This is a genomic window from Propioniciclava sp. LT294 (assembly GCF_059516005.1).
Genome location: NZ_JCAKNG010000004.1, coordinates 171,218 through 197,032 on the forward strand (window position 1 = coordinate 171,218; position 25,815 = coordinate 197,032).

Here is a 25,815-nt window from a genome sequence, read left to right on the forward strand (position 1 = left end):
TCCCCATGGTCGCCGCCGTCACCGACGCCACGTTCACCGACGAGGTCCTGAAGTCCAGCAAGCCCGTGCTCGTCGACTACTGGGCCGACTGGTGCACCCCGTGCAAGCAGATCGCCCCGATCATCGAGGAGCTCGACCGCGAGTACGGTGACAGGATCACCTTCGTGAAGCTCGACACCAACGACAACCCGAACACGCCGATGAACTACGGGATCATGAGCATCCCGACCCTGCAGCTGTTCGTCAACGGCGAGGTCGTCCAGTCGCTGACCGGCAGCAAGGGCAAGGGCGCCATCTTGAAGGCGCTCGACTCGTACCTCTGACGCACACCCGGATCACCCACGGGGCGCCGGCATCGCTCCAGCGGTGCCGGCCTGTGCTTGCCCGGCGGCGGCGCAGACCGGGACGTGGTGCGCCAGCGCTTCGACGCGCAGGCAGAGCGCCACGTGGAGGACGACGACCACAGCCAGCCCCAACAGCACGAAGGTCGCCGAGCCCAGCAGCGCTGCCGCCACGCTGCCGGCCAGCGCCAGGACCGAGGCCGCGGCGAGAACGATGAAGGCGCCGTCGCGTGCTCGACCCGCCACCAACCGTGCCAGATGCACCGCGAAGAGCAGCCACGCGGCCACCATCATCACGACCGCGAACCACTGGATCGGGTGCAGGGCGACCAGCCAGCGCGCGGAGACCAGGCCGGACAGCGCGAAGGACGTGGCAGGGAACATGGCGAACAGCCCGAGGCCCGCCAGGGTGAGGACGAGCCACCGGGCCATCGCGTCCAGGGCTGTGGGGGTGCGCATGACCCAATCCTAAGAAACTTTCAGGTTTCTGGACAGGCTTCGTGCCCCATTGGCCCCTGCGCACCCAGAAAATCCCCCTTTCGGGGGGTCATTCAGACTTAAGTACCGCTCAGGATCCGCATCCACGCTGCTGCCTCGAAGGCGCTGGAGACCCAGAGGCGCCCATGGTGGACCGGGTGGGCGGTGGGCTGATCCGGACGGGGGCCCCGACACTCAGGCTTGCCACATCTGCACGCGTGGCGAACAAGCCCCGCTCGTGGCAATCCTGAGTGTCGGCGCCGCCTCCCCCAGACCGGGGTGACCTCAAGCGCGCTTCTGCACCTGCAGCAGCACCGGCTTGGTGACCTCGGCGAAGAAGTCGTTGCCCTTGTCGTCCACGACGATGAACGCCGGGAAGTCCTCGACCTCGATCTTCCAGACCGCCTCCATGCCGAGTTCGGGGTACTCCAGCACCTCGACCGACTTGATGCAGTCCTGGGCCAGGCGAGCCGCCGGTCCCCCGATCGAACCCAGGTAGAAGCCGCCGTGCGTGGCGCACGCGTCCGTCACGGCCTTGGAGCGGTTGCCCTTGGCCAGCATGACCTTCGAGCCCCCCGCGGCTTGGAACTGCTCGACGTAGGAGTCCATGCGCCCGGCCGTGGTCGGTCCGAACGACCCGGACGCCATACCCGCGGGCGTCTTGGCGGGACCGGCGTAGTAGACCGGGTGGTCCTTGAGGTATTGCGGCATGTCCTCGCCGGCGTCCAGGCGCTCCTTGATCTTGGCGTGCGCGATGTCGCGGGCCACGACCACGGTGCCGGTCAGCGAGACGCGGGTCTTCACCGGGTGCTTGCTGAGTTCAGCGAGGATCTCGTCCATCGGCCTGCCGAGGTCGATCTTCACCGCAGCACCCTTGCCGGTGCCCGAGACACCGGATGCCTCGGCGTCAAGGTCGGCCGGGACGACGTCCGGCATGTACTTGGCCGGCTCGGTCTCGAGCTGTTCGATGAACGCACCCTCGGGCGTGATCTTGGCCAGGGCCTGACGGTCGGCCGAGCAGGAGACGGCGATCGCGATGGGGAGGGATGCACCGTGGCGCGGCAGGCGGATCACGCGGACGTCGTGGCAGAAGTACTTCCCACCGAACTGGGCGCCGATGCCGAAGTCCTGGGTGAGCTTGAGCACCTTCTGCTCGAACTCCACGTCACGGAACCCGTGCGCGCTGATCGAACCCGAGGTCGGCAGCGTGTCGAGGTACTTCGCGGACGCGTACTTCGCGGTCTTCAACGCGAACTCCGCCGACGTGCCTCCCACGACGATGGCGAGGTGGTACGGCGGGCAGGCCGCGGTACCGAGCGCCCGGAGCTTCTCGTCGAGGAAGCGCATCATCGCGTCCTCGTTCAGGACGGCCTTGGTCTCCTGGTACAGGTAGCTCTTGTTGGCCGAACCGCCACCCTTGGCCATGAACAGGAACTTGTACTGGTTCTCGTGCCCCGGCTCGGTGTCCGCATACAGCTCAATCTGCGCGGGCAGGTTGGAGCCGGTGTTCTTCTCCTCCCACATGGTGATGGGGGCGTTCTGCGAGTAGCGCAGGTTGAGCTTGGTGTAGGCGTCGTAGACGCCCTTGCTGAGCGGCTTCTCGTCCGTGCCCTCGGTCAGGACGTGCTGGCCGCGCTTGCCCATCACGATCGCGGTACCGGTGTCCTGGCACATCGGCAGGACACCGCCCGCGGCGATGTTGGCGTTCTTCAGCAGGTCGAGCGCGACGAACTTGTCGTTGTCGGACGCCTCGGGGTCGTCCATGATCCTCCGCAGCTGGGAGAGGTGCGCCGGACGCAAGTAGTGCGCGATGTCGTGCATCGCCGTCTCGGCCAGCTTCTCGAAGACCTCCGGGGCGATCTTCAGGAATCGTCGGCCATCGGGCCCCTCGACGGTCTCGATGCCTTCCTTCGTCACCAGACGGTACGGCGTCTCGTCGGGACCGATCGGAAGCATGTCTTCGTAGAGGAACTCTGCCATTTCCACTCCTTCGTCGCAGGCAGGGTCATCTTCCCACAGGCGCGCCCACGGGACCGCCCGCCACTGCCCTGCGGGCGCCCCACCCATTCTTCGCACGGGGGCATGCGCGCCGCAGAGGCGGGTACACTCCACGTTGGCCGGTCGCTCAACGCCGAGAGGCCCCGACAAGGAGAAACACGTTGTACGGAGCCTCTGTGCACGAAGACACCAACGCGTTGTTGAATGGGCTCGTCGCCGCCCAGCGACCACTCATCGCGGCCCATGGGGGCGTCGCTGTGGGCAGCATCCCCAGCAACACGGCCCTGGCCGTCCGCGCCGCGCTCCTGTCCGGGGCGGACCTGGTGAAGATCGACGTCTCCAGCAGCGTCGACCACACCTTCTTCGCCTTTCACGACGGGTTCGAGAGCGAGTTCCTGGGCGTGGAGCGCAACATCCAGACGATGACGGCGGCCGAGATCGGAGAGCTGACGTACCGCTGGAAGGACCGGCCCGGGCACCGCGTGGGGGTGGAGCGGCTGGTGGGGCTGTTGACCCAGTTCAAGGGACGTCCGATGATGTTCGCCCTCGACCGGTCGTGGTGGCGCTGGCCGACGCTGCTCCGCGTGCTGGACGGCCTCGGCATGCCCGAGCAGCTCCTGCTCAAGGTGCCGGGGTGGGAGCACGCGGCGATCGACCGACTCCGGCAGCACCGGACGAAGTACCCCGTGCTCGCCATCTGCGCGACACTCGCGGAGGTGCAGGACCTGCCGATCCACGACGCGGACGTCAACATCGTGGGGGTGGAGTTGATCGCCCACGACGAGGACTACCCGTGGTTCCAGAGGGACGTGATCGAGCACCTGCACCGGGACCGCCTGCTCACCTGGGTCAACTCGGAGACGCTGTCGACCGGGATCCCGCTGTTCGGCGGCTACGACGACGAGAAGGCCATCGCCGAGAGCCCGTCCGCCGCTTGGTCACGGATCATGGATCTCGGCATCACCGCGGTCCAGACCGAGCTGCCCTGGTTGCTGCACCACTTGCGGGATCGGCGCGCACACACCTGACCGTGCTGGTGGGGGCGCTCGGTAGGCTGGCGAGCGTGGACGAGCAACCTACCCGGCCGGAACGCGATCGGTTCAAGGTCGTGGCCGTCATCGCGCTCGCGATCGGCGGGCTGGCGATCCTGGGCGGCCTCGTCCTGGTCGTCGCGGCGTTCCTGATCGCGGGGACGTGACATGTTGCCCCCGGAACTGCGGCCGCGACCGGGCGAGGAGCTGGACCCCACGCCTCGCCACCACCCGCTCGTCCGGCTGCTCGCGATCATCGTCGTGCTCGCCCTGGTGCTGACCACCGTCGGCGTGCTCCTGTTCACGTTCTTCCAGCCGTTGCCCATGTGACCCCTGGGGCGGTCGTCCCGCTCAGGCCAGCGCCCTGCGGCGTCCCTCGATGACCTCCTGGAGCATGTCGACGGTCTCGGGCAGCAGATCCGCTCCCAAGCGGCGTGCCGTGCGGACGACGCGGTCGACCAGCCGGGCCACCTCGTCCGACCGTCCGGCGGCGTGCTCGGTGCGAATGCGTTCACCCAGGAGCAGTTCGTCGTCGGGCGCTGCCGCGAGGGCCCGGTTCGCGGCCCAGCGGGAACCCTCGAGGTCGCCCCGCGCCCGCGCCTCACGCGCGGCGACGACCCCGATGTCGCGGATGAGGGCCGCGGCGTCCGACCGGAACTCCTCGGCCCAGCCCCACTGACCCGGCGCTGCGTCCGCCAACGGTGCCCCGCGGACCAGGTCGAGCGCTGCCATGAGCCGCTCCAACGGGGCACGGTTGACACCACCGACCACCAGGAGGGAGAGGTCGTCCCAGTCCGAGGTGACGTCGTCGTGGAGCATGATGCGCCCGGAGTAGGCGTCCGGCAGGTAGAGCGCACCGTCGGGACGCGCACCCAACCAGCTGCGCAGGCGGCTCATGTTGGAGCGGCGGGTCCCCTCCGCCACCAGGAGGGCGTTCGCCATCTGGACGGGTGAACCGCCGGGGTGCAGGTGGAGCCACGCGCAGTACTCGACGCACTGCCGCACCGCGCGCGGCGGTGGGGCACCCGCGCAGCCGACGAGTTCGACCGGCCCCAACAGGTTCAGCCGCGGCCCGCGCGGCGCGGCCGGAAGCGGCCCCGGCAAGGGGCGCAGTGCGATGATGTTCACTTCTTCCTCCCGTGTGGCCCGCCACCACGGCGCCGGCCCGGTGGTGGGGTCGCTGGCGAGTTCATAGAGGTCGGCGAGCGCGGCCCGGGCGTGGGCCGGGAACCTCGGTGGCACGAACTCGAGGTGGGTGTCGGTGCGGCGTCCAGCACCATCCCGACCGGGCTCCCGGTCGACGGATGCCCCGACCGGGGCGGGAACCGGCGCGACGGCCGCCACCCCACACGGGTGCTGGGCGATCGCCGCCTCCAAGCGGGCGAGCTGAGCGGCGTCCGGCGCGACCTCGAAGAGGACGAGCTGGGCCGACCACGCCTCGGCGAGGTCCGGATCCAGGCGGACGTGGTCCCACCCCCGGGTGCCGATGAGGCGCGAGCGTTCGCTGACGAGTCGCTCGACCGTCGCCACTCCCCTGTCGACATCGCGCTCACACGCGATGCGCCCCTCACCCATCGCCGCCGCGAAGTGGGGATCACGCGTGACCACGAGCAGGCCGAGTTCCTCCGACCAAGGGGAACAGGCCAGTTCGACGAGCATCGCCGACAACAACTCCGCGGTGCTGTCGTCTTCGGCGTCGCGGACGCCGAGCACACCCGAGCGCAGCGCGTCCACCATCACGACCTGACCGGGTTCGGACTCCCCCAACGTCACCAGGGCCGGGTAGGCGACGGGATGGTCGGGATCCTCGAGGTCCGCCAGAGCCGCCCAGCTGACGGTCAACCCACGATCGACCGTGTCGAAGTGCTCGGGAGCCGGTGGCGCCTCCGATTCGAACACGAAGGTGAGCCCGTCGGGTCCGACGAGCACTCGGGCCACCGGTGCCGCAGGACGGCCCTGCGCCCACCAGTGCTGGGAGAGGAGCCGCATGGCCCGTCCGAGCAGGCCGCTGCGATCGGGTCCGGGGGCCGCCACGTGGGTGAGGGCGACCTCGTAACGCGCCAGGTCGGAGTCCGGTTGGACGTACCGGCGTCCCAGCGGTCGCTGGTGCTCCTTGAGCCGGCGTCGCAATCCCACTCCGCCGATGACGGCGGCGGCCGACAGCGCGGTCATGCCGCCCAGCAGTCCCACCGCCGGGGCCGCCTCGGCCGCAGGCGCCAGCGCTTCGATCGCAGCGAGGTCCGTTGCCGCGGGTCCCGCGGGGGGAGTCGTCGGTGCGGGCGAGCCGGTCGGTGCGGACGAGCCGGCCGGGGCGGGAACGGTCGGGGCGGGAACGGTCGGGGCGGCAACGGTCGGGGCGGGCTGGAGGACCAAGGGCACCTTGAGGACCCAGCCCGGCCGGATCAGGTCCGGATCGGTGATGCGCCCCGCGTTGAGCGCATGGACCTCCGGCCACCGGTCCGGGTCGCCGAGGTGCTCAGCCGCGATGGCACTCAGGGTGTCGCCCTGGCGCACGGTGACCAGACCGACCGGGTCGGGGATGGACAACACCGTGCCCGGAACCAGGCGCCGCAGGGGGTCGTCGTGCAGCGTCGGATTGGCCTCGACGATGGTGCGCCAGCGGGTTCCCTCCCCGTAGTACCGCTGGGCGAGGCTCCACAGCTCATCGCCCGGCACCACCGTGTGGGTCGGGCCGGTGGTGTCGGGGGCTGGGACGGGATCCCCGGCAGCCTCGGGTCCCGACGCTGCGCCCACCTCCCCGACCGCGAGCACCGAGGCGGGGTGGGCGGGCGTGGGGGGCGCGGCATGGGCGGATGCGGCCCCGGACGCCATGATCGTGGCGACCAGGGCCGAGGCCAGCGCCCGCGGGAGGGAGAGCCCGGGCAGGCGGACGCGGATCCGTCGCCCGGGCAGGGCCGCCCACACCTCGACGACGACGGACATCATCCAGGCGCCCCAAGCCAGCCAGGCGATCGCGGTCAGGACGGCCAACAGGACCCGCACGTCCGTCGCGCTCCACAGGTGGATCGCACCCCAGTCGGTGAATCCCCACGCGGCGAGCACCACGGGCGGGCCCGCACTGAGGGCCAGCAGGGCGATCAGGGCCAGGAAGCGACGCATCAGCTTCTCCCTCGATAGCGGTCGAGTGTCGAGGACGCGTGGCCCTCCACGGTGATGGAGCCGGGCACCCCCGGCAGGAGGAGGTCGGCCAACGGGACGGCGCAGCGCACCGTGACCCGAACCGCCCCGGGTTGACCCACCGGCAGCGCGAAGGCAGAGGTGTCCACCGACAGGTGCCACCCCCCTCGGCACTGCGTGGCCGACCCTGCGGCGTCCGATGCGACGACAGCCCTGGCCCGGGACTGGGCGCTGCCGGCGTCCCGGGCGAGGGTGGCGGTACGCGAGGCCGAGTCGGCCCATTGATGGACGGAGAGCCGCGCCAGCGCGAGGCGACCCGTCCCGACGACCAGCGCGATGATGAGCACCAGGGCCGGCACCAGGATCGCCGTCTCGACCGAGGCCGAGAAACCACGCTCACCCCGGACGCTGCTCATGGTCGGGTCACCTGCTCTCGAGGTCGGGTGGCCTGCTCCCGGACCTGGGTCTGTCCCAGGTCGAGGAAGGTGGGCATGCGCCCGCGCACCGTCGCACGCGCGTCCGCGGCGTCGACCACGACGTGGACCTGCAGGTCGGTCAGGCCTCCCCCGGTGGCGATCTCCGTGCCGAGCGCCCGGGCGTCCGCCGTGGTGGCGCCCAGCAGGGCTCCCTCCTCAGCTGCGGCGATGGCCGCGTGGGAGGCGACCGTCCGTCCGTACAGCCACAGCCCGGTCTGAATGACGCCCAGCACGCACAGCAGGAGGAGGGGCACCAGGAGCGCCCACTGGACCGACCCCGACATTCCGCGCTGGTCACGCCATCGCGCCGGGTCGGCGTTCATCAGCCGCCGACCGTGAGCCCCGCGGCGCCGAGGCGGTCACGGACGAAGAGGAGGACCGCGGCGACGATGATGCCGCCGACGGCGACGGCACCCGCCACGAGGAGGGCCTGTTCGGTCGACTGCGAGAGGCCGCGCTCGTCACGCGCCTCGAGGAGGGAACGCAGGGTGTCGCGCCACGTGAGGACGGTGCCGGCGGCCCGGTGCATGAGGGTGAGGGTGGACATCGGGTTTCTCCTTGTGGGGTGGGTGGGAGTGGATCAACCGCCGGTCACGAGGTTGAGCAGCGGAGGTGTGAGGAAGAACAACCCGAACGCGAGCGTGGGGATCACCATCCACGTCGTCATCCGTTCGGACATCTCGTTGGCGGCCATCTTCATCGCGCTCAGGTGAGCGTCGCGCAGTTCGCGGACGCGGGCGCGCAGCGTGGTGGACAGGGAGGCTCCCGCCTCGTCGAGTCGCATCACGTCGGCCAGGTCCCTCAGGGCGGGAAGGTCGAGGTCCTTCCCCAACTCCTTGAGGTCGCCGTACGGCGCCCGCTGCTGCAGCCGTGCTCGTTCCAGGGCTGCGCGGATGGAGGCGAAGACCGGCACGTCGGAGAGCGCTGCGGCCGCGTGCAGCGCCTGCGTGCCGGATTGGTTGGCGAGACGTTCCAGGGTGACCAGGTCGAAGAAGGTCAGCAGCGCCTCGGTCGCATCCTCCCTGGCCTCTGCGCTCGCGCCACGCAGCAGCATGTCGGGCACGAACCAGCCGGTGACCGCCAGGACGACACCCGCGACCAGTGGCAGCGGCGACACCCCGCCCCACGCGACCCAGCTGATCAGGGCGAGGATGAACGGGGTGCTCAGGCCGACCGCCAGGAGCGAGAGTTTCTGGGTGTAGTGGGTGGTGAGGCGACGCCCGCGGAGCCGCAGGTTTCGTTCGAGCTCAGGTGGGGCCGCCACCTGACGCGCGCGCACCCACCAGGCGCCCATCCGTTCCAGGCCGCTCACCTCTGGCGTCGCCGCCTCCTGAACCTCCGGGACGTCCCGATCCAGCACGCCCAGGGCGTCCACCAGCCGCGCATGTCGCGGGCGGAACGCGGCCGCCACGAGGCCCAGGCCCAAGCCGATCAGGGCCCCCGGGAGGATCATCAGCCAGGCCGTCATGACACGCTCCGCAGGATGCGGCCGCGATCACGCGGCAAGGTCATGCGGCGCAGCATCGCCAGTGATCCCACGTAGGCGAGGATCAGTCCCGCGAGGATGACCTGCCCCAAGGGCGTGCCGTACGGAGCGAAGAATTCCCGCGCGAACATCAGGGAGACGGACAGGAGCAACGAGGTGATCGCCGTCACCTGCTTCACGACCACGCGCGGTTTCGCACGCTCGGCCTCGACCTCGCGCAGCGCCTTCAGGCGTTCCTGGATCGAGTCGGCGAGCGCCTGGAGGGTGGCCGTCGCGCCGCCCCCGCCGCGCTGGCTGGCCAGCACCAGACTGGCCAGGACCGCGTCCGCGTCCGCGGAGTCCAGATCGTCCGCCATCGCCAACAGGGCCTGCGGGGCGGGCCAACGGTCGTCGAGGCGTTTGACGAGCAGGACCAGGTGGTCCGCGAGCAGGGGCGGAGGTGTCCGGGCCGAGAGCCGCAAGGCGTCGGTGATGGACTTGCCGGTGGCCATCGTCGCCGTGATGCCCCGCACCCACCGGTCGAGGGCTTGCAGGAGTTCGATCTGGGTCTGCTTCGGCGCCCTGAGCAGGCTCGGGACGCCGTGGGCTGCCAGCGGGACGACCACGAGCATGATCGGCCACCCCGTCCACAGGGCCACGGCGACACCACCCAGGAGGCCGGTCGCCAGGGTGAGTCGGGAGCGCCCCACGGTCGTCCGCAGGTTGTCCACAGCCCTTGCCCACAGGCGTGTGGATGAGCCGGGTGACGGTGTGGACACCAGGACGCCGGCGGCCGACGCCACCAGGATGACGATGCCCCCGACGAAGAGCATCGCCGACACGACGGCCACGAGCAGCGTCATCGGTCTGCCCGCCAACTGCCGAGGAAGGGCGCCAGCGCGTCCATCATGCGCGGCTCGGGGTGGAATCGTGCGGGCTCGACGTCCGTCCCGGCCTGGAACACGACATGACTGACCGGGCGGTTGCCCTCCATCGCCCCTGTCAGCGCGATGACCTGCGAGACCTGGCGGGTGCGGACGCCGCCGCGCCACGTCTCGTCGCGCAACTGCACGTGGACGATGAGCCCGATGTGCAGGGCGATCTGGCGGTACGCCTCATCCACCGTGAGCACACCGCCCTGTGCCACCCGCGCCGCCAAGCGGTCCATCGTGGAGATCGCCGAGTGGGAGTGCGTGGTCGACAACGTCCCAGCACCGGACTGCATGGCTTCGAACATGGCGCCGGCCTCCACGCCACGCACCTCGCCGACCACCAGTCGCGCCAGGTTCTGCCGCAACGCCTCGGGGATCAACTGGGCGACGGAGAATTCACCGAGATTCCTGCCGTCCGCGACCTCGCCGAGCCCGACGCGGGCCTGCAGCGCCAGCATGTTCCGGCGGCCCGGCTGGAGGTGTGTCAGAAGTTCGTAGTCCGTCTCCAGGGTGCCGAAACGCTCATTCTCGGGAATGGCGGCGATGAGAGCGCGCAGGAGCGTGGTCTTGCCGGCGCCCTGGTCACCGGCGATCACGATCGAGGTGCGGTTGAGAACGGCGGCATGCAGCAGGCGGCCGACCTCGTCCGGCATCATGCCGCGATCGACCAGTTCCGGCAGGTCGACCGCCGTCAGGATGTGTTGCCTGATGGCGATGGAGGGCCGGTACGACAACCCGAAGCCGATGGCGTGCAGGCGGTGCCGGTCACCGAGCGCGAGCGTCATCGTCGGGTGCGCGTCGTCGAAGGGACGCGGTGGGGTGACCGACTCCCCGAGGAACCTGATCGCCTCGACGAGTTCCTCGTCCGAGTCCGCCACGGGCGGCAGTTCCTCTCGCCTGCCGTCCCCGTACTGGACGACCACGGAGTCGTGGCCGTGGATCTCGATGTTCTCGACGTCCGGAAGCTCGAACAGGGGTTGGAGCCGTCCGTGACCGAAGATCGCATCCTCGAGCGCCCTGGCGTAGGTGTGCTCGCGCTCCACGGTCCACAACTCACCCAGGTGCGTCTGCTCCTCCGCGTGGCCCCGCACGACGCGGGTGATGATCGAGCGGGCCAGCAGGCGGCGGTCGGCTTGCGGCATGGGCGTGCCCGTGCGCTCGGCGTACGCCTCGGTCTCGCGCGTCACCTCGTCGGAGACACGACGCCGCAGGACGACGACCACTCTCCACTCGACCGCCTCGATGTCCGGAACGGGCGTGGCCGTCCGGCGCAGGTCGTCCGCGGTGGCGGCGTAGGCCCCCGGTGCGGCGGCCAGGAGGGGGATGTCGGCCAGGCGCCTCATCATTGCGTTGCTCACGATGCCTCCACCAGGGCGCCGGCGTGCAGGGTCCCGGACAGAGCGGCAGCCGCGCGGGCCAGCGAGCGCGCCAACGGCGTCCGCGCCCAGCGGCGTCCGACCGGCGCACCCTCGGCCAGTTCTGTCGCCGCCGCAGGATCCCAGGCCACCTCCGCCAGGACCGGGACGCCGAACTGCTCGGCGACCTCGCGGGCACCGTACGGACGCCCGGGCCCGACGAGGACCAGGCCGACACGACCCGGCGCACCCTCGTCGACCAGGGGTGCCAGGTGCAGACGGAGGGCGGCCAGCGACACCAGGGACGAACGGCACACCAGGGCCACCAGGCCCGCGCCGCCGACGAGCGCGGGGGGAAGGCCGCGGTGTCCGGTGCGCCCGGCGTCCACCACCAGGTCGAAGGATGCCTCCCTCGCCGCACCCGTGAGTCCCGGCCAGACGCCCTCGAAGAGGTCGACCGACCCGAGGTGGGTGAACCCCGGCACGAAGCGGCGTTCGGGCAGGGCCGCCACCTCCGGCCGGCGCGGCAGGTCCGGGAGCGGCCGCCATTCCTCCCGGAGCGCCACGTCGAGCGGACGCCGTTCGCGGTGGGCCTGCAGCAGCCCCTGCATTCCGGAGCCGTGCGTGGACTGCCCGCTGAGGTAACCGGCCAGGATCGCCTGGGAGGCCGATCGGTCCGCGTCCACCAGGACGGCGTCACGCGGCCACGCCAGCACGAGCCCGAGCGCCGTGGTGGTGACGCCGGGCGCCCCGGACGCGCTGGCCAACACCACAGTGCTCATCGGCCGTTGCCCGTCTGCACCAGTGCCACGCGGTCGGCTGCCGCCAACCTCGCCACCTCTTCGGCGACGCCCTGCTGCACCGTGAGGGAGAAGAGGGACGAGCCGTCCGGTTGGTCGCTCGGCTCGGCCACGAGCGAGGCGGCGATGCTGCCGGGCAAGTCCTCCTCCGCCGCCCCCTGGGGCTGGAGCGCCACGATCAGGACCTCCGTGCCGGGCCTCAGATCCGCGGTGGGGAACCGTCCTGCCGTGAGGCGGAGCCCCACCCGAGCGCTCCCGTAGGGGACCCCGTCGGTCCCCCACGAGCCGTCGACGAGGAGGCTGCCACCGGGCAGGTCGGTCATGGCGGCTTGCCCGATGACCTCCCCGACGCGGCCATCGGCGACGGTCGGGACGTCGACACCGGTGCCGATCGACACGACGGACAGGTCCGCAGCCCGGATCACCTCGCCACGATGGATGGTCCGGTTGACCCGCAGGACGGGTTCGGCCGCCGTGAGGTGGAGGAGGACGAAGCCGGAACCGAGGCCGCCGAGACACACGGCAAGGATTCCGGCCAACAGCCACAGGGGGCTGCGACGGGTGCGAATACGCGGACGCGGCACGTCCGGAACGGGGATGTCCATGGGGGTCTGGTCCTCGTGTCCTGGGGGGGTACGTCACGCCGAGCCTATGCAGAGCACTCCCCGCGGTGCACGCGATCCCAGCATGCGGGTGTGGACAACGGGAAAGCCGCGGTGCACCCGCCCGAATCGCGCCGGGCTCCGGCACCTCCACCACCGCGGCGAGAGGTCACGAGACGGTCACAACTATGCACGGCATGGCGGCAACAGGTGGAAACTTGCCTCCGCGTGCCGTGCCCCTGTCAAGAATGAGCCATCCCGGGAGCAGGCCCCCCGCCAGCTCCCAGCCCAACACAACCGTGTAGGCAACGAAGCCAGCTCACCGATGAGCACGTCGAATTCGGTTCACGTCCGGGCCCGACGACGTGCGGAACCACCGGTACCTTGTTAGGAGAAGAACATGCGGAGCAAGTCCCGTATCGCACTCATCGCAGCCACCGCTGTCGCCGCCCTGGGCCTCAGCGCATGTGGCGGCGGCGCCGCGGCACCCGCCGGCAGCAACGCCGGTAGCAACGCCGGTAGCAGCAGCGCGGCCCCCGTCACCATGAAGCTCGCCCACAACCAGACCGAGGCCCACCCGACCCACATCGCGCTCACCGAGTTCGGCGAGAAGCTGAAGAGCGAGACGAACGGCCGTTGGAACATCCAGGTCTTCCCCAACTCGACCCTCGGCGACCAGGGCGAGTACCTCTCGTCCGTCAGCACCGGCGTCATCGACATGGCCGTCGTGTCGGCGCCCCAGCTGGAGAACCTGAACAAGGACTTCGTCATCTTCTCGCTGCCCAAGGTCTTCGAGGACATCGACAACCAGATGAAGGTCCTCTCCGACGACGCCATCGTGGGTGACGTCTACAAGTCGCTCGAGAGCAGCAACAACATCACCGTCCTCGGTGGACTGACCCAGGGCGCCCGCAGCGTCTACACCAAGGACGCCCCGGCCCAGACCCCGGCCTCCCTCGTCGGCAAGAAGATCCGCGTCCAGGAGAGCCCCGTCTTCCTGAGCATGGTCGAGGCCCTCGGCGGCTCCCCGACGCCCATGGCGTACGCGGAGGTCTACACCGGCCTGCAGTCCGGCGTCATCGACGGTGCCGAGAACAACGAGATCTCGTACTTCACCCAGAAGCACTTCGAGGTCGCCCCGTACTACTCCTACTCCCGTCACCTCGTCGGTGCCGACTTCGTGATCATCAACGCGAACACCCTCAAGAAGATGTCGGCGGACGACCGGAAGGCCTTCGATGCGGGCTGGGATGCTGCGTGGAAGCAGCACACCGACCTGTGGAAGACCAACACCACCAAGGCCGTCGAGGGTGCCACCGCCGGCGGCGCCAAGTTCGTGGAGGTGGACGAGGCCTCCTACGCCTCCGCCCTGGCCCCGCTGAAGGACAAGTTCCTGACCACGGACGCGCAGAAGGCGATGTACGACAAGATCAAGGCCAGCAAGTAAGGCCCACTCCGGACGCCGGGGGCCGCCGGTCACACCGACCGGCGGCCTCCGGCGTCCGGGACCACTCCCATCAGCCCCAGCGGAGGATTCACGTGAACACCGAACCGGACAAGGGTCCAGAGGACCTGCCCATCGAAACCGGCGAAGCTCTCGGTGGCTCGACCGCCGCGCACGCCGCGACTCCCCGGGAGCGCAGGGGCCGCGTCAAGGCCCTCGACCGCATCGACTTCCTCGTCACCAAGGTGCTGGCCGGCATCTGCCTCGTGCTCTTCATCGCCTTGGTCACCATCGTCACCTGGCAGGTCTTCACCCGCCAGGTGCTGCACAACTCGGCTCCCTGGACCGAGGAGGCCGCCCGGTACACCTTCGTCGTGCTGGCCATCTTCGCCGCCGCTTACGTCTTCTCCGAGCGCGGTCACATCGCCGTCGAGATGCTCGTCGAGAAGTTCGCCCCGCGCGGTCAGAAGGCCATGGTCGTCCTCATCGAGGCCACCGTCATCTTCTTCATGGGCTCAGTGTTCGTGCTCGGCGGCTGGCTCGTCTCCCGGAACGCTTGGAACCAGGACATCGCGACCCTTCCGTTGAGCGTCGGCCAGGTCTACGTGGTCATGCCGATCGCGGGCAGCATCATCATCTTCTACGGGCTGGCGCGCGTCTTCCGCGTCCTGGTCGATGCCGAGCAGCCCTTCCCCATCGGCGACGAGTTCGAGGAGGCGATCTGACATGGATCCCGTGATTCTCGCCAGCCTCGTGCTGGTCGGCGGCATGACCATCGGCATCGCCTTCGGCGTCCCCGTGGCCATCTCGATGGGCCTGCCGTCCATGGCCGCCATCTTCATCCTGCTCGGCAGCTTCGACGGCGCCGCCCTCACCTCCGCCCAGAAGGTCGTCGCCGGCAGCAACTCGTTCGCCCTCCTCGCCATCCCCTTCTTCGTGCTCGCGGGTGGGTTGATGAACACGGGCGGCATCGCGCAGAGGCTCATCGACCTCGCGCTCGTGATCGCCGGCCGGGCGCCGGCATCCCTGGCGCAGACCACCGTGGTCGCCAACGCCATGTTCGGCACCGTCTCCGGCGCCTCCGTCGCGTCCGCCGCAGCCGTCGGCACCGTGCTCACCCCGGCCATGCGCAAGGAGGGCTACGACCCGTCCTGGGCCGCCATGGTCAACGGCATGTCCTCACCCTCGGGCATGCTGCTCCCGCCGTCCAACACGTTCATCGTGTACTCGCTGGTGTCCGGCACCTCGATCGGTGCGCTGTTCATGGCGGGCGTGGGTCCCGGCCTCGTCTGGGTGGTCGTCTGTCTGGTCATGGTCGCCCTGTACGCACGGAAGCACCCCGAGCTCAAGTCGACGCGTCAGCCTCCGACCGTCGCTCAGGCTCTGTTGGTCTTCCTCAAGGCCGTCCCGGCCCTGATGATGATCTTCATCGTCATCGGCGGCATCCTGATCGGCTGGTTCACGGCCACCGAGTCCGCCGTCATCGCGGTGCTCTACTCGTTGCTCCTCGGCCTCGTCCAGCGGACCCTGCCGCTGAAGTCCCTCCCGGGCATCATCCTCGAGGCCGCCAAGGTGACCGGCATCATCATGCTGCTCATCGGCATGTCCGGCATCCTCGGCTGGGTGCTCGCCTTCGCGCGCGTCCCCCAACTCGTGACCGACGGACTGCTGGGCATCAGTGACAACGCGATGGTCATCCTGCTCATCATCATGGTCATCATGCTGCTCGCGGGCACGGTCATGGACCCGACCCCGGCCATCCTGATCTTCACGCCGATCTTCCTGCCGGTGGTCACCGCCCTCGGCGTCAACCCGATCCACTTCGGCACGATGATGGTCTACAACATGTGCCTCGGCAACGTCTCGCCACCCATCGGCAACAACCTGTTCGTGGCGGCACGAGTCGCGAACGTCCGCATCGAGGCGCTCATCGGAAAGCTGTGGCCCCTCTTCTGGGCGCTGTGCTTCGGGCTCCTGTTCGTGGCGTTCATCCCGGCCCTGTCCACCTGGCTCCCCACGGCGCTGGGGCTCATGAGGGGCTGATCGCACCATCCCACCGATCAGAACGGGGGCGTCCCTTGACGGACGCCCCCGTTCCGTTGGTCCGGGGGCGTCCCGGCGGAGTTGGTCCCCCACACCAAAATCTGGGTAGGGTGAGGAGCACTCAGGACAAAGACGTCTGACAAGGAAGCATCACATGGACCGGCAACCCACCTCGAACGTCTCGGTCGACGCGCTCACATTGCGCTACAACCACGACACCCGGCACGTCGAGCTCGCCGTCTCGAAGCGCATCATCGAGCCATACATCAACCAACTCGCCCTGCCGGGTGTGACCTTGTGGGAGGGCGAGCGCCTCGCCGACGCGGCCGAGCGCGCCGTCCGCACCAAGCTGGACCTCGGCGTCCGCGCCCTGGGCCAGCTGACCGTCTTCGACGAGCCGCACCGCGACCCGCGCGGCCAGACGCTGTCGGTCGCCATGTGGGCGGTCGCGGATGACCCCGAGGCGTCACCCGACTATGTGCAGTGGTTCCCCGTGGACGACGTGCCGCCCCTGGCCTTCGACCACAACGCCATGGTCGAGGACTGCCGCCCGCTGCTCGTCGACCGCCTGTGGCGCGACCTGACGTTCACCCGGGCGCTGACCGGACCGACGTTTCCGGTTGCGGCCGCCGTGGCGATCACACGATCCCTCACCGGGACCGCGCCGGACCGTGGCAACCTGAACCGTCGCCTCGCGTCCGTGCGGGGGCTCGGCATCAGCCACAAGCGGCTGGTCACCGGACGCGGACGCCCCGGAACGCTCTGGGAATGGCAGGCCACTCACGCCGAACTCGACGGGATCGGCGCGTTCCAGTGAGTCGCCCCCGGCGAGGAGACGGTGGGTCAGCCCCGGAGCAGGCCGGCTCGCTCGGCCAGCACGGCCACCTCGACCCGGTTGCGGGCGCCCATCTTGACCTGGGCCGCTGACAGGTGGGCCTTGACCGTCGCCTCGGCGATGTAGAGCCGCGCACCCACCTCGGTGTTGGTCAGGCCCTCCGCCACGGCGACCACCACGTCGCGCTCTCGCTCGGTGAGCGACGCGGACGCCACCTCAGCGGCCCGGCGCTTGACGAGATCGGTGTTGCGGCGGAGGTGGTCCAGCAGTTGGCGGGTGCTCCGCGGGGACAGAATCGCATCACCGTCCACAGCAGCCCGGACGGCCGCCACGATCTCAGTGGGCGCAGCCGTCTTCAGCAGAAAGCCGGACGCCCCGGCGTCCAGCGTCCGGATGACGGCGTCGTCCACGTCCCACGTCGTGAGGGCGACCACGTGCGGCGGGTGTGCCAGGGCCCTGACCGCGCGGGTGGCGTCCACGCCGTTCATGCGCTCCATGCGGAGATCCATCAGGACGACGTCGGGGCTGTGCTCCCGGACGGCCGCCACGACCTCGTCGCCATCCCCGACCTCGGCCACCACGGCGAGGTCACCCGCGCTCTCCAAGAGGAACCGCAGGCCCGCACGGACGAGCGGGTCGTCGTCGACGAGCAGGACGCGGATGGTGGACACGAGCGGCATCCTACGGCGCACCTCTGACACTCAGCGCGAAAGCCGTCAGCGCGGCCCGGACGCCTCCCGCCACGGCAACGCCACCCGGACACGGAACGTGGCGCCCCCCTCGTCCAGCCCGTACTCGAGGAGGCCGCCCAGCAACTCGGCCCGCTCGGCGATGCCCTTGAGGCCGCGTGCCGAGCCGGGGTCGCCCGGCGCAGGACGCCCCACGTTGGGGTTGCGTGCCTCGATGACCACGCCGGTGGTGGGGCCACCCTCGACGCTGAGCAGCACCGGCTGGCCCGGGGCATGCTTGCGTGCATTGGTCAGCAACTCCTGGACGATCCGGTACACCGCGCGCGCCAGCGTCGGATCGGCCCGCTCGACCTCGCTGATGAAGATCGACGAGTTGACGACCTGCCCGGCGCCGAAGGAGTCGCGCACCACCTCCGGCAGTCTGGTCAGGGGCAGGATGACCTGATCGTCACCCAGCGGCTCGCGCAGCACCTGCAACAGGCTCCGCAGGTCGTCCATGGCCTCGCCCGCGCTCTGCCGGACGAGGCTGGCCGACTTCTTCAGCCGCGGATCGTCACCGGCGTTGAGCTCCAGGGCCCCGGCATGCAGGTTGAGCAGCGAGAGCCGGTGCCCCATCGCGTCGTGGACCTCGCGCGCGATGCGCTCACGCTCCTGGCGGCGCGCCACCTCGTCACCGAGGCGCCCGGACGCCGCACGCTCGGTCGCCGCGGCGTCCACGGCCGACTGGGCCAGGCGCCGCCAGCGGACCAGGTAGCCCGCGCCGATCGTGAGGGCGAAGATCACGAGCGAGGAGACCACGACCGTGCTGACCGCCAAGTCCATCGGCTGATCGTCGGGAAAGCCCGTCGGCCCCAGGATCACCTTGGCGAACGACGCCGCACGGGGCTGCGCCAGGGCGTCCGCCACGACGACCCACGTCGAGGACAGCGCGACGCCCACCCCGGTGGCCCGGACGGCCGGCCCGCGCCGACGCCCGATGAGGCAGGCCAGCAGCGCGAACGCCAAGCTGTTCCCGATCGGCAGCACGATCGGGACGAGCGCGGCGGCCATGGTCAGGACGAAGGGGTGGCGGTGCCGCCAGAACAGGGCGACCGGCAGGGAGATCGAGGCGAGGAGCCCCACCATGGCGACCAGCAGGACGAAACCGTCGGGCGCGTGCTGTGTGGCCCACCCCACGGGCGAGAAGACGACGCTGGGAACGCTGAGGAACGCCACCAGAACCACGAGCAGCAGCGTGCGCCACACCGGCGGACGCCGGTCGTCACCGATCTGCTCGAACCTCATCACAGCAGCATCGTAGGGAACGGGACCGACAGTCCTCCTCCGCCGATCGGCCGGAGTTCGCCCTCCGGAGCCAGCCGATCGGAGGGGGTGGTCCGGGCCGATCCGCCGATGCGGCCGGCCTCCCCCGCGCGGCACGGTTCTCCTGTGCCCCAATCGGGGCTAGAACCGCCAGTGAGGAGCACTTCCATGTCCCAGAACCAGCCCGGCCAGGTCCCTCCGTTCCCGGGGGCCCAGCAGCCCCAGCCGCCCGTCAAGCCCAGGAAGGCCCTCAGCGGCATCGCCATCGTGGCCCTCGTCATGGCTGTCGCCGGCTCCCTCTTCGCCGTTCTCGAGGGCGCCTACCTGCTCGGCTGGATCCTCCTGCCGCTCGCCTTCATCGTGGCGCTGGCCGCCTTGTTCAAGAGCGGCGGCAAGATGGCCGTCGCCGCCCTCGTCATCACCATTGCCGGGACCGTCGCCGGCGCGATCGCGTTCACCAGCTCCTTGGCCCGGATCGCTGAAGATGCCTTCGGCGGCGGCACGCCCAGCGTCGTCCCCGCGGTCGGCGCGCAGGCGGGGAGCACCCAGACCTCGACGACCACTGCGGGCAGCCGTGAGAACCCGCACCCTTTGGGCACGACCGTGAGCACGAGTGACTGGGCCGTCACGGTGAACAGCTGGACGCCCGCCGCCACCAAGCAGGTCCTGGCCGAGAACCAGTTCAACGAGAAGCCCGCCGAGGGCCAGGAGTACGCGCTGGTGAACTACACCGTCACGCGCTTGGCCGAGGACGAGGGTTCGCCCACCTTCGAGGTCCGGATCGACTACGTGAGCGCCTCCGGGAACGTGTTCGACGACACCGGTGTGGCGCCTGACGGGCTGGGCATGGAGGAACTGTTCAAGGGGGCCAGCGCCACCGGCAACCAGGCGCTGCTCGTCCCGGGCGGGGACGACGGACTCATCCGCGTCCAGATCGGGGTGTTCGGCGGCGAGGACGTGTTCTTCGCCCTCAGCTGAGCCCAGGTCCGTGCCCCGTGCGACCAAGGCGCACGGGGCACGAACCTTGCCGTGTCGCCTCGATCAGCCCTTGTGGCGCGGCTTCTTGAACTTCTTGTCCGCCTTGAAATCGGCCTTGTAGTCGTCACGTCCGGCTCGATCGCTGCGGCGGGCCGGACGTTCGCGCTGGAAGCGCGGGCCGTCGTCGGGCTGCAACTCGATGAGTTGACCGGAGATCCTGGTGCGTGCCAGCCGGTCGAGGACCTCGCGGGGCAGGTCCGCGGGCAGCTCGATGATCGAGTGGTCCGGCCGGATGTTGATGCGCCCCATCTCGTCGCTGCTCAGACCGCCCTCGTTGGCCAGCGCACCCACGATCTGGCGCGGCGTGATGCGCTGGCGCCGTCCGACGGAGACGCGCCACGGCACGAGGTTGCCGCTGGGACGAGGACGCCGCTCGCGGGCGGCACCGTCGCGGGGGCCCTCGTCGTCACGCCGCCGCGAGGGACGCTCCTCGCGGAACCTCTCCCCCTGCGGCTCCTTCTCCGGCTCCAGGAGCATCGGCTCGTCGCCCTGCAGCACCGCGGCGAGCGCGGCCGCGACGTCGACCTCCGGGACGTCGTACTCCTTGACGTAGTGCGCCACCACGTCGCGGAAGAAGTCGATCTTCTCGGGCACCGCCAGGGCGGCGGTGATCCCCTCGTCGAAGCGCGACAGGCGAGTGGCGTTGATGTCGTCGGCGGTCGGGAGCGGCATGTGCGCGAGCTCTTGGCCCGTGGCGCGCTCGATGGAACGCAGCAGGTGGCGCTCGCGCGGGGTGATGAAGGAGATGGCGTCGCCCGAGCGTCCGGCACGGCCGGTGCGGCCGATGCGGTGGACGTAGCTCTCGGTGTCGGTCGGGATGTCGTAGTTGACCACGTGCGAGATCCGCTCGACGTCGAGGCCCCGGGCGGCGACGTCGGTGGCCACGAGCACGTCGAGCTTGCCGCTCTTGAGCTGGTTGATCGTGCGCTCACGGGCGGCCTGCGGCAGGTCGCCGTTGATGGCGGCGGCGCTGAACCCGCGGGCGCGGAGCTTCTCGGCGACGGTCTCGGTCTCGTTCTTCGTCCGGACGAAGACGATCATGCCGTCGAAGTTCTCCACCTCGAGCACGCGCGTCAGGGCGTCCAGCTTCTGCTGGTACGACGCGATCATGTAGCGGTGCTTGACGTTGGCCGCGGTCGACGTCCGGCCCTTCACCTGCACCTCGACGGGATTCTTGAGGTAGGTCTGCGCCAACTTCCGGATCGAGTGCGGCATGGTCGCCGAGAACAGGGCGACCTGCTTGTCGTCGGGGGTGTCGGCGAGGATCTTCTCGACATCCTCGGCGAAGCCCATGTTGAGCATCTCGTCGGCCTCGTCGAGCACGAGGTAGCTCAGCTCGGAGAGGTCGAGGGTGCCGCGGTCCAGGTGGTCCATGATGCGGCCGGGCGTGCCGACGACGACATCCACGCCGCGCGCCAACGCCGACAGCTGGACGCCGTAGCCCTGACCGCCGTACACCGGCAGCAGGCGGACGCGCAGGTGGGCGGCGTACGTCTCGAACGCTTCGGCGACCTGGAGTGCCAGCTCCCGGGTCGGGGCGAGGACGAGCGCCTGGACGTGCTTGGCGCGCGGCTCGAGGCGCTCCAGGATCGGCAGCGCGAACGCCGCCGTCTTGCCGGTTCCGGTCTGGGCCAGGCCGACCACGTCGTGGCCCGCGAGCAGCGCCGGGATCGTCTCCGCCTGGATGGGGCTGGGGCGCTCGTAGCCCAGCTCGCGCAGGGCCTTCAGGATGCGGTCGTCCAGGCCCAGGTCGGCGAACGTGGGGCCCGCCGGCGTCTCGGGTTCGGCGACCCGCTCCGGGGCCGTCACCTCGTCGCTACCTCCCTCGTCGGTCATTCCGGCGTCGTCAAGGTCGGGGGCGCCCAGTTCTTCTTCGCTCACGCCCCCACGGTAGTGCCCCAGTCAGGCGAAACGCACCCAGTTGGCGCCGGCGCCTGTCTCATGGTGGTCACGTTCGGTCAGGTCACCGTCCTCCGACAGGCCGTACAGCACCACCGCACCGGACCCCTCGCCGGCGACGACGACGTGGCGTCCGTCCGGGGAGACGGCGAAACCACGCGGTTGCGCCTCGGTCGCGACCATCCCGACCACGCCGCCCAGGAGGCCCTCGGGTTCCAGCTTCACGACGGCGACGGTGCTCGCCGTCCGCTCAGTGGCGAGCAGGTGAGAGCCGAAGCCCCCCACGTGGACGTCCGCTCCCCAGATGAGGTGCTCCGCCAAGGGCTCAGCGCCGAAACGGCTGTGGGCGAGCCCCGCATCGGGGTCGACGATCGACACGGACTCGGCCGGGCTCAACAGGCCGCTCGCCGGATCGCGTTCGAGGCGGATGACCTCGCCGCTGAACTCGGTGATCAGGTAGGCGGAATCCTCGCTGGCGGCCAGGACGAGGTGGCGGGGGCCGGACCCCTCGGGCGCGGCGACGGTCGGCGGGTCGAGCGGGGTGAGGACGCCGTCCGCGTCGAGAGCGGTCTGCGCGACGAGGTCCTCGCCGAGGGAGACCCAGTAGGCGTGCCGGCCGGCCCGGTCGGGCACGACGCAGTGGAGGTTGGCGTGTGTGACGCGGGAGGACTCCTCCCCCACCACACCGGCCGCCACGGGCCAGACGGCACCCCAGCCCCCGTGGTAGGAGGCGCCCAACAGGAACGACCCGTCACGGGTCAGGGCGAGGTAGGCCAGCGGGTCGTCGACGGCCCGGCGTCCGACCTCGGTGAGCGTGCCGGACGCGTGGTCGAGGGCGAGGGTGACCACGGCCGGCGCAGGCTCCTTGGTCGCGCAGTGGACCAGCGAGCGCGCGGCATCCACGGCGAACGTTCCGGTGCCGGCCCCGATGGTGTTGTCAGCCAGCGGCTCGAGCGCGCCACCGGCCAGGCGCAGGACGGACACCGTGCCCGCCTTGGCGTTGCCGACAAGGACCAACGTCGTCTCAGTCATGCCGTCATCGTAGGGGCACCGGTCTCGCCGAGTTCGGCCTCCACCCGTGAGCGCATGGCGGGGGCACTCGTCAGGGCCCAGGTGACGAGCGCCGCGGACACCACCGAGAGCACGATGGCCGCGACGAGCGCGGCGGTGTACCCGCCCGTCACGTCCACCACGACGCCCCACAGGGGCGTGCCGATGGCGACACCACCGCTCATCATGGCCATCGTCGGGCCGAGGAGCGTCGCGTAGTCGCGCATGCCGAACACCAGCGACACGAGGATCGGGACCAGCACACCGCCGAAGGCGACCGAGAAGGCGAAAACCACGGTGGCGCCGGCGAGCTGCGCGAAACCGTGGGCGGCGGTGTACCCGGCCATGGCCAGGGCCTGGCAGGAGAACGTGAACAGCACCGCGGCCAGGGTGCCCCGGCGGTCGTTCAGGGTGCCGACGGCGATGTTGCTGATCACGGTGGCCGCGGCCATCAGGGACAGCAGCGCGCCGCCGACGGTGAGGTCGACGCCGCGCTCCATCATGACCGGGGCGAAGTGTGCCTGCACGGCCTGGACGACACCCACCAGCACGATGGCGGACGCCAGCGCCAGGAACTGGGGCGTCCGGAACGCGAGCGAGGCCGGGACGCCGGGCAGGACCACCACTCCGCCGCCCGGCGGCCGCACCCCTGCCCCCAGCGGGCGCAGCCCCACCCGGTCGGGGTGCGACCGGATGAGCACGAGGCCCGGGATGACCACCAGCGCCACCAGCACCACGGCCAGGAGCAGGAAGCCGGCCTGCCAGCCGGACGTCGCGACCAGCGCCGGGAGGACGAGCCCGGCCCCGATCCCGCCGAGGCCACCGCTGGCGAAGACCGCGCCCATCATCGTCCCGCGGCGAGCCTCGAACCACGTGTTGATGAGCATCGAGGCACCCATGGTGGTGCACATGCCGAAGACGAGGCCCGACAGGAAGCCGAGGCCGGCGAGCACAGCCGTGTTGGGCACGAGGACCACGGCCGCGACACTCAGCGCCATCGCGATGCCGCCCCCGACGATCGCGGCCCGGACACCGATCGCCCGGTAGAGCCACGGGGCCAGGATCGCCATCGCCAGTACGCCGGCGATGCCCATCATCGAGTTGTAGACCATCACCTCGGACAGGCCGACGCCCAGGTGGCGCGCCAGCGGCGGGTTGAGGATGGAGGCGCTCAGGAACACGAACGCGCCGGCCGTCATCATGCACGCACCCCCCGCGACGATCATGCCGTGCCGCGTGCTGACCCGTTCGGGCGGTGTCGGTTGCTCCATGTTCTTGTTGTAGGGCATGCGGACGCACCACGCCCGACCAAGGATTTGTTGCCATGCCTGTTGCCTCGCGCCGGGGAGGGCTTAGCCTGACGACAGGTCCGGTGGGGGAGGTACTCATGTCCAGCAAGCCCGTGGTGACGATTTTCGAGACGTACGGCTCGGGAGCCGGTGTGGTCGGCCCGGCGGTCGCGGCCGAATTGGGCGTCCCGTGGATCTCGCAGGCCTACTCGTCGGAGGATCTCGAGGCAGCCGAGGGGCGCGGCCCCCAGGAGGACTCCTTCCTCTCCCGCATCCTCGCGACGCTGGGCCGCACCGCGGCGTCCTCCGACGTGGGCGTGTTCTCCGGGCAACTCGACATGCTGGACGCCGAGGACGCGGTCCGCGAACTGCGGGCCCAGGTGGCGGACGGCGGTGTGGTGCTGGGGCGCAACGCCACGGTGATCCTCGCCGACGACCCCCTGGCGTTGCACGTGAAGTTGGACGGCCCGCTCGAGCAGCGCATCGCCCGGGGCGCCGAAGAGGCCGGCATCGACATCGCGCAGGCGCGCGCCCGGCAGGCCCGCGAGGACTCGGCACGCTCCGCCATGAGCCAGCGCCTGTTCAACTGGGACCCGCGGCACGACGACCACTTCGACCTGGTGGTGAACACCGGCCGCCTGCCCCTGGACATGACCGTCCAGGTGATCCTGGACGCCTACCGCCGCAAGACCGCCCGCTGAGGGCCGAGGACCGGACGCGTCCCAGCCGCTCCCCCGGCCGGACGCGGCTGACGGCAACATGCCACCCGCCTCCCCCTCGTGATTGACAGTTCAAGCATCGTGGTCTAGTTTTGTTGACAGATCAACCAAACGGTGGGCCCCAGGGTTCGCCGAGCGAACAAGGAGACCCCCATGAGCACGCTCAACGAGCTGAACGGCACCTACACCCTCGACCCGTCGCACACCGAGATCGGCTTCACCGCCCGCCACGCGATGGTGACCAAGGTCCGCGGCGCCTTCAACGAGTTCGAGGGCACCGCCACCACCGGCGCGAACCTCACCGATGCCCGCATCGACGTGACCATCCAGGCCGCTTCGGTCGACACCAAGAGCGCTGACCGCGACGGCCACCTGCGCTCCGGCGACTTCTTCGACGTCGAGACCTACCCGACGATCCGCTTCACCTCCACCGAGATCACCTCCCCCGACGCCGAGACCCTGCGCGTCGCCGGCGACCTGACCATCAAGGACGTCACCAAGCCCGTCGTCATCGACTTCGAGTACGACGGCGCCGCCCTCGACCCGTTCGGCAACCAGCGCGTCGGCCTCACCGGCAAGGTGGAGGTCAACCGCAAGGACTTCGGCCTGGTCTGGAACGCCGCCCTGGAGACCGGTGGCGTGCTCGTCTCCGAGAACGTGACCCTCACCTTCGAGGTGTCCGCCATCAAGCAGGTGGACGCCGACGCCCCGGCCGAGCCGGTCGCCGAGGCCGCCCCGGTCGCCGAGCCCGTCGTGGAGGCCGCTCCCGCGGCGTCCGAGCCGAAGGGCATCGTCGGCTGGCTCAAGGGCCTCTTCACCTCCAGCAACCGCTGATCAGGCGCCGGCTCCCGGCCGGCTTCCCCTGAACACCCGACCGGACGGATTCCGCAGT

Annotated in this window: 27 protein-coding genes; 11 read left to right on the forward strand and 16 right to left on the reverse strand. The window is 70.3% G+C overall.

Features of this window, described 5'->3' with window-relative positions; translation table 11 throughout:
* Positions 1-5: 5 nt before the first annotated feature.
* Positions 6-323 carry a thioredoxin gene (gene trxA / locus AC5YDA_RS07210; RefSeq protein WP_496189711.1) on the forward strand — a complete coding sequence of 106 codons (318 nt, stop codon included), beginning with the start codon at positions 6-8 and terminating at the stop codon, positions 321-323.
* 12 nt (positions 324-335) lie between these two features.
* Here trxA and AC5YDA_RS07215 read toward each other — a convergent pair whose 3' ends face one another.
* Both AC5YDA_RS07215 and AC5YDA_RS07220 read right to left on the reverse strand, forming a co-directional pair.
* Positions 336-800, reverse strand: coding sequence for a hypothetical protein (locus AC5YDA_RS07215; RefSeq protein ID WP_496189710.1), 465 nt, complete (start codon positions 798-800; stop codon positions 336-338).
* A gap of 303 nt (positions 801-1,103) precedes the next feature.
* Entirely contained in the window at positions 1,104-2,798 is a 1,695-nt protein-coding gene (locus AC5YDA_RS07220; protein WP_496189709.1) for a fumarate hydratase, read from the reverse strand.
* Positions 2,799-2,992: 194 nt separating this feature from the next.
* Here AC5YDA_RS07220 and AC5YDA_RS07225 point away from each other — a divergent pair, with 194 nt between their 5' ends.
* Genes AC5YDA_RS07225 through AC5YDA_RS07235 form a run of 3 tightly spaced genes read left to right on the forward strand, consistent with a single transcriptional unit; the run spans position 2,993 to position 4,177 of the window.
* Positions 2,993-3,844, forward strand: a complete 852-nt coding sequence (locus AC5YDA_RS07225) for a glycerophosphodiester phosphodiesterase family protein (RefSeq protein ID WP_496189708.1) — start codon at positions 2,993-2,995, stop codon at positions 3,842-3,844.
* Between the two features lie 35 nt (positions 3,845-3,879).
* The gene (locus AC5YDA_RS07230) at positions 3,880-4,014 is read left to right on the forward strand and encodes a hypothetical protein (protein ID WP_496189707.1); all 135 of its coding nucleotides are present in this window, start codon (positions 3,880-3,882) and stop codon (positions 4,012-4,014) included.
* Between the two features lies 1 nt (position 4,015).
* Positions 4,016-4,177, forward strand: a complete 162-nt coding sequence (locus AC5YDA_RS07235) for a hypothetical protein (RefSeq protein ID WP_496189706.1) — start codon at positions 4,016-4,018, stop codon at positions 4,175-4,177.
* Positions 4,178-4,198: 21 nt separating this feature from the next.
* Here the strand turns inward: AC5YDA_RS07235 and AC5YDA_RS07240 are convergent, their stop codons facing one another.
* The 9 genes from AC5YDA_RS07240 to AC5YDA_RS07280 are packed head-to-tail and all read right to left on the reverse strand — an operon-like array spanning position 4,199 to position 12,618.
* Positions 4,199-6,967: an AfsR/SARP family transcriptional regulator gene (locus AC5YDA_RS07240; RefSeq protein WP_496189705.1), complete on the reverse strand. Its 2,769-nt coding sequence runs from the start codon at positions 6,965-6,967 to the stop codon at positions 4,199-4,201.
* Complete coding sequence (locus tag AC5YDA_RS07245) at positions 6,967-7,401, reverse strand: TadE/TadG family type IV pilus assembly protein (RefSeq protein ID WP_496189704.1); 435 nt, start codon at positions 7,399-7,401, stop codon at positions 6,967-6,969. The genes AC5YDA_RS07240 and AC5YDA_RS07245 overlap by 1 nt, the downstream gene beginning before the upstream one ends.
* Positions 7,398-7,784, reverse strand: coding sequence for a TadE/TadG family type IV pilus assembly protein (locus AC5YDA_RS07250; RefSeq protein WP_496189703.1), 387 nt, complete (start codon positions 7,782-7,784; stop codon positions 7,398-7,400). Before AC5YDA_RS07250 ends, AC5YDA_RS07245 begins: the two co-directional genes overlap by 4 nt.
* Entirely contained in the window at positions 7,784-8,008 is a 225-nt protein-coding gene (locus tag AC5YDA_RS07255) for a hypothetical protein (protein WP_496189702.1), read from the reverse strand. The genes AC5YDA_RS07250 and AC5YDA_RS07255 overlap by 1 nt, the downstream gene beginning before the upstream one ends.
* A 33-nt stretch (positions 8,009-8,041) precedes the next feature.
* Positions 8,042-8,929, reverse strand: a complete 888-nt coding sequence (locus tag AC5YDA_RS07260; protein WP_496189701.1) for a type II secretion system F family protein — start codon at positions 8,927-8,929, stop codon at positions 8,042-8,044.
* On the reverse strand, positions 8,926-9,789 hold the full coding sequence (locus tag AC5YDA_RS07265; RefSeq protein WP_496189700.1) for a type II secretion system F family protein: 864 nt from the start codon (positions 9,787-9,789) through the stop codon (positions 8,926-8,928). Before AC5YDA_RS07265 ends, AC5YDA_RS07260 begins: the two co-directional genes overlap by 4 nt.
* Positions 9,786-11,204: a TadA family conjugal transfer-associated ATPase gene (locus tag AC5YDA_RS07270; RefSeq protein ID WP_496189746.1), complete on the reverse strand. Its 1,419-nt coding sequence runs from the start codon at positions 11,202-11,204 to the stop codon at positions 9,786-9,788. The genes AC5YDA_RS07265 and AC5YDA_RS07270 overlap by 4 nt, the downstream gene beginning before the upstream one ends.
* Positions 11,205-11,212: 8 nt before the next feature.
* The gene (locus AC5YDA_RS07275) at positions 11,213-11,995 is read right to left on the reverse strand and encodes a P-loop NTPase family protein (RefSeq protein WP_496189699.1); all 783 of its coding nucleotides are present in this window, start codon (positions 11,993-11,995) and stop codon (positions 11,213-11,215) included.
* Positions 11,992-12,618 carry an SAF domain-containing protein gene (locus tag AC5YDA_RS07280; RefSeq protein WP_496189698.1) on the reverse strand — a complete coding sequence of 209 codons (627 nt, stop codon included), beginning with the start codon at positions 12,616-12,618 and terminating at the stop codon, positions 11,992-11,994. The genes AC5YDA_RS07275 and AC5YDA_RS07280 overlap by 4 nt, the downstream gene beginning before the upstream one ends.
* A 397-nt stretch (positions 12,619-13,015) precedes the next feature.
* Between AC5YDA_RS07280 and AC5YDA_RS07285 the strand changes: the two genes are divergently transcribed.
* From AC5YDA_RS07285 to AC5YDA_RS07300, 4 genes are all read left to right on the forward strand, one after another.
* The gene (locus tag AC5YDA_RS07285) at positions 13,016-14,062 is read left to right on the forward strand and encodes a TRAP transporter substrate-binding protein (protein WP_496189697.1); all 1,047 of its coding nucleotides are present in this window, start codon (positions 13,016-13,018) and stop codon (positions 14,060-14,062) included.
* A 92-nt stretch (positions 14,063-14,154) separates the two neighbouring features.
* A complete protein-coding gene (locus AC5YDA_RS07290; RefSeq protein WP_496189696.1) occupies positions 14,155-14,784 on the forward strand; it encodes a TRAP transporter small permease in 630 nt (209 codons plus the stop codon).
* Position 14,785: 1 nt separating this feature from the next.
* Positions 14,786-16,102, forward strand: a complete 1,317-nt coding sequence (locus AC5YDA_RS07295) for a TRAP transporter large permease (RefSeq protein WP_496189695.1) — start codon at positions 14,786-14,788, stop codon at positions 16,100-16,102.
* A 154-nt stretch (positions 16,103-16,256) separates the two neighbouring features.
* Positions 16,257-16,919: an NUDIX hydrolase gene (locus AC5YDA_RS07300; protein WP_496189694.1), complete on the forward strand. Its 663-nt coding sequence runs from the start codon at positions 16,257-16,259 to the stop codon at positions 16,917-16,919.
* Between the two features lie 26 nt (positions 16,920-16,945).
* Here the strand turns inward: AC5YDA_RS07300 and AC5YDA_RS07305 are convergent, their stop codons facing one another.
* Positions 16,946-17,608, reverse strand: a complete 663-nt coding sequence (locus AC5YDA_RS07305) for a response regulator (RefSeq protein WP_496189693.1) — start codon at positions 17,606-17,608, stop codon at positions 16,946-16,948.
* A gap of 45 nt (positions 17,609-17,653) precedes the next feature.
* A complete protein-coding gene (locus tag AC5YDA_RS07310; RefSeq protein ID WP_496189692.1) occupies positions 17,654-18,910 on the reverse strand; it encodes a sensor histidine kinase in 1,257 nt (418 codons plus the stop codon).
* Positions 18,911-19,096: 186 nt separating this feature from the next.
* On the opposite strand from AC5YDA_RS07310, the gene AC5YDA_RS07315 reads away from it, so the two are divergent.
* Entirely contained in the window at positions 19,097-19,906 is an 810-nt protein-coding gene (locus AC5YDA_RS07315) for a hypothetical protein (RefSeq protein WP_496189691.1), read from the forward strand.
* 63 nt (positions 19,907-19,969) lie between these two features.
* Here the strand turns inward: AC5YDA_RS07315 and AC5YDA_RS07320 are convergent, their stop codons facing one another.
* From AC5YDA_RS07320 to AC5YDA_RS07330, 3 genes are read right to left on the reverse strand one after another with little or no spacing between them, the layout of a single operon-like run.
* The gene (locus AC5YDA_RS07320) at positions 19,970-21,847 is read right to left on the reverse strand and encodes a DEAD/DEAH box helicase (protein ID WP_496189690.1); all 1,878 of its coding nucleotides are present in this window, start codon (positions 21,845-21,847) and stop codon (positions 19,970-19,972) included.
* A 21-nt stretch (positions 21,848-21,868) separates the two neighbouring features.
* On the reverse strand, positions 21,869-22,897 hold the full coding sequence (locus AC5YDA_RS07325; protein WP_496189689.1) for a lactonase family protein: 1,029 nt from the start codon (positions 22,895-22,897) through the stop codon (positions 21,869-21,871).
* Complete coding sequence (locus AC5YDA_RS07330; RefSeq protein WP_496189688.1) at positions 22,894-24,186, reverse strand: MFS transporter; 1,293 nt, start codon at positions 24,184-24,186, stop codon at positions 22,894-22,896. Before AC5YDA_RS07330 ends, AC5YDA_RS07325 begins: the two co-directional genes overlap by 4 nt.
* A gap of 116 nt (positions 24,187-24,302) precedes the next feature.
* Between AC5YDA_RS07330 and AC5YDA_RS07335 the strand changes: the two genes are divergently transcribed.
* Both AC5YDA_RS07335 and AC5YDA_RS07340 read left to right on the forward strand, forming a co-directional pair.
* On the forward strand, positions 24,303-24,905 hold the full coding sequence (locus AC5YDA_RS07335; RefSeq protein ID WP_496189687.1) for a cytidylate kinase-like family protein: 603 nt from the start codon (positions 24,303-24,305) through the stop codon (positions 24,903-24,905).
* A 171-nt stretch (positions 24,906-25,076) separates the two neighbouring features.
* Complete coding sequence (locus AC5YDA_RS07340) at positions 25,077-25,757, forward strand: YceI family protein (protein ID WP_496189686.1); 681 nt, start codon at positions 25,077-25,079, stop codon at positions 25,755-25,757.
* The last annotated feature ends 58 nt before the right edge of the window (positions 25,758-25,815 follow it).

Bases quoted from the DNA above. Each gene is read 5' to 3' on its own strand.
- trxA (WP_496189711.1), top strand. From the start codon at position 6: ATGGTCGCCGCCGTCACCGACGCCACGTTCACCGACGAGGTCCTGAAG.
- AC5YDA_RS07215 (WP_496189710.1), bottom strand. From the start codon at position 800: ATGCGCACCCCCACAGCCCTGGACGCGATGGCCCGGTGGCTCGTCCTC.
- AC5YDA_RS07220 (WP_496189709.1), bottom strand. From the start codon at position 2,798: ATGGCAGAGTTCCTCTACGAAGACATGCTTCCGATCGGTCCCGACGAG.
- AC5YDA_RS07235 (WP_496189706.1), top strand. From the start codon at position 4,016: ATGTTGCCCCCGGAACTGCGGCCGCGACCGGGCGAGGAGCTGGACCCC.
- AC5YDA_RS07240 (WP_496189705.1), bottom strand. From the start codon at position 6,967: ATGCGTCGCTTCCTGGCCCTGATCGCCCTGCTGGCCCTCAGTGCGGGC.
- AC5YDA_RS07245 (WP_496189704.1), bottom strand. From the start codon at position 7,401: ATGAGCAGCGTCCGGGGTGAGCGTGGTTTCTCGGCCTCGGTCGAGACG.
- AC5YDA_RS07250 (WP_496189703.1), bottom strand. From the start codon at position 7,784: ATGAACGCCGACCCGGCGCGATGGCGTGACCAGCGCGGAATGTCGGGG.
- AC5YDA_RS07255 (WP_496189702.1), bottom strand. From the start codon at position 8,008: ATGTCCACCCTCACCCTCATGCACCGGGCCGCCGGCACCGTCCTCACG.
- AC5YDA_RS07260 (WP_496189701.1), bottom strand. From the start codon at position 8,929: ATGACGGCCTGGCTGATGATCCTCCCGGGGGCCCTGATCGGCTTGGGC.
- AC5YDA_RS07265 (WP_496189700.1), bottom strand. From the start codon at position 9,789: ATGACGCTGCTCGTGGCCGTCGTGTCGGCGATGCTCTTCGTCGGGGGC.
- AC5YDA_RS07270 (WP_496189746.1), bottom strand. From the start codon at position 11,204: ATGATGAGGCGCCTGGCCGACATCCCCCTCCTGGCCGCCGCACCGGGG.
- AC5YDA_RS07275 (WP_496189699.1), bottom strand. From the start codon at position 11,995: ATGAGCACTGTGGTGTTGGCCAGCGCGTCCGGGGCGCCCGGCGTCACC.
- AC5YDA_RS07280 (WP_496189698.1), bottom strand. From the start codon at position 12,618: ATGGACATCCCCGTTCCGGACGTGCCGCGTCCGCGTATTCGCACCCGT.
- AC5YDA_RS07285 (WP_496189697.1), top strand. From the start codon at position 13,016: ATGCGGAGCAAGTCCCGTATCGCACTCATCGCAGCCACCGCTGTCGCC.
- AC5YDA_RS07295 (WP_496189695.1), top strand. From the start codon at position 14,786: ATGGATCCCGTGATTCTCGCCAGCCTCGTGCTGGTCGGCGGCATGACC.
- AC5YDA_RS07300 (WP_496189694.1), top strand. From the start codon at position 16,257: ATGGACCGGCAACCCACCTCGAACGTCTCGGTCGACGCGCTCACATTG.
- AC5YDA_RS07310 (WP_496189692.1), bottom strand. From the start codon at position 18,910: ATGAGGTTCGAGCAGATCGGTGACGACCGGCGTCCGCCGGTGTGGCGC.
- AC5YDA_RS07315 (WP_496189691.1), top strand. From the start codon at position 19,097: ATGTCCCAGAACCAGCCCGGCCAGGTCCCTCCGTTCCCGGGGGCCCAG.
- AC5YDA_RS07325 (WP_496189689.1), bottom strand. From the start codon at position 22,897: ATGACTGAGACGACGTTGGTCCTTGTCGGCAACGCCAAGGCGGGCACG.
- AC5YDA_RS07330 (WP_496189688.1), bottom strand. From the start codon at position 24,186: ATGGAGCAACCGACACCGCCCGAACGGGTCAGCACGCGGCACGGCATG.
- AC5YDA_RS07335 (WP_496189687.1), top strand. From the start codon at position 24,303: ATGTCCAGCAAGCCCGTGGTGACGATTTTCGAGACGTACGGCTCGGGA.
- AC5YDA_RS07340 (WP_496189686.1), top strand. From the start codon at position 25,077: ATGAGCACGCTCAACGAGCTGAACGGCACCTACACCCTCGACCCGTCG.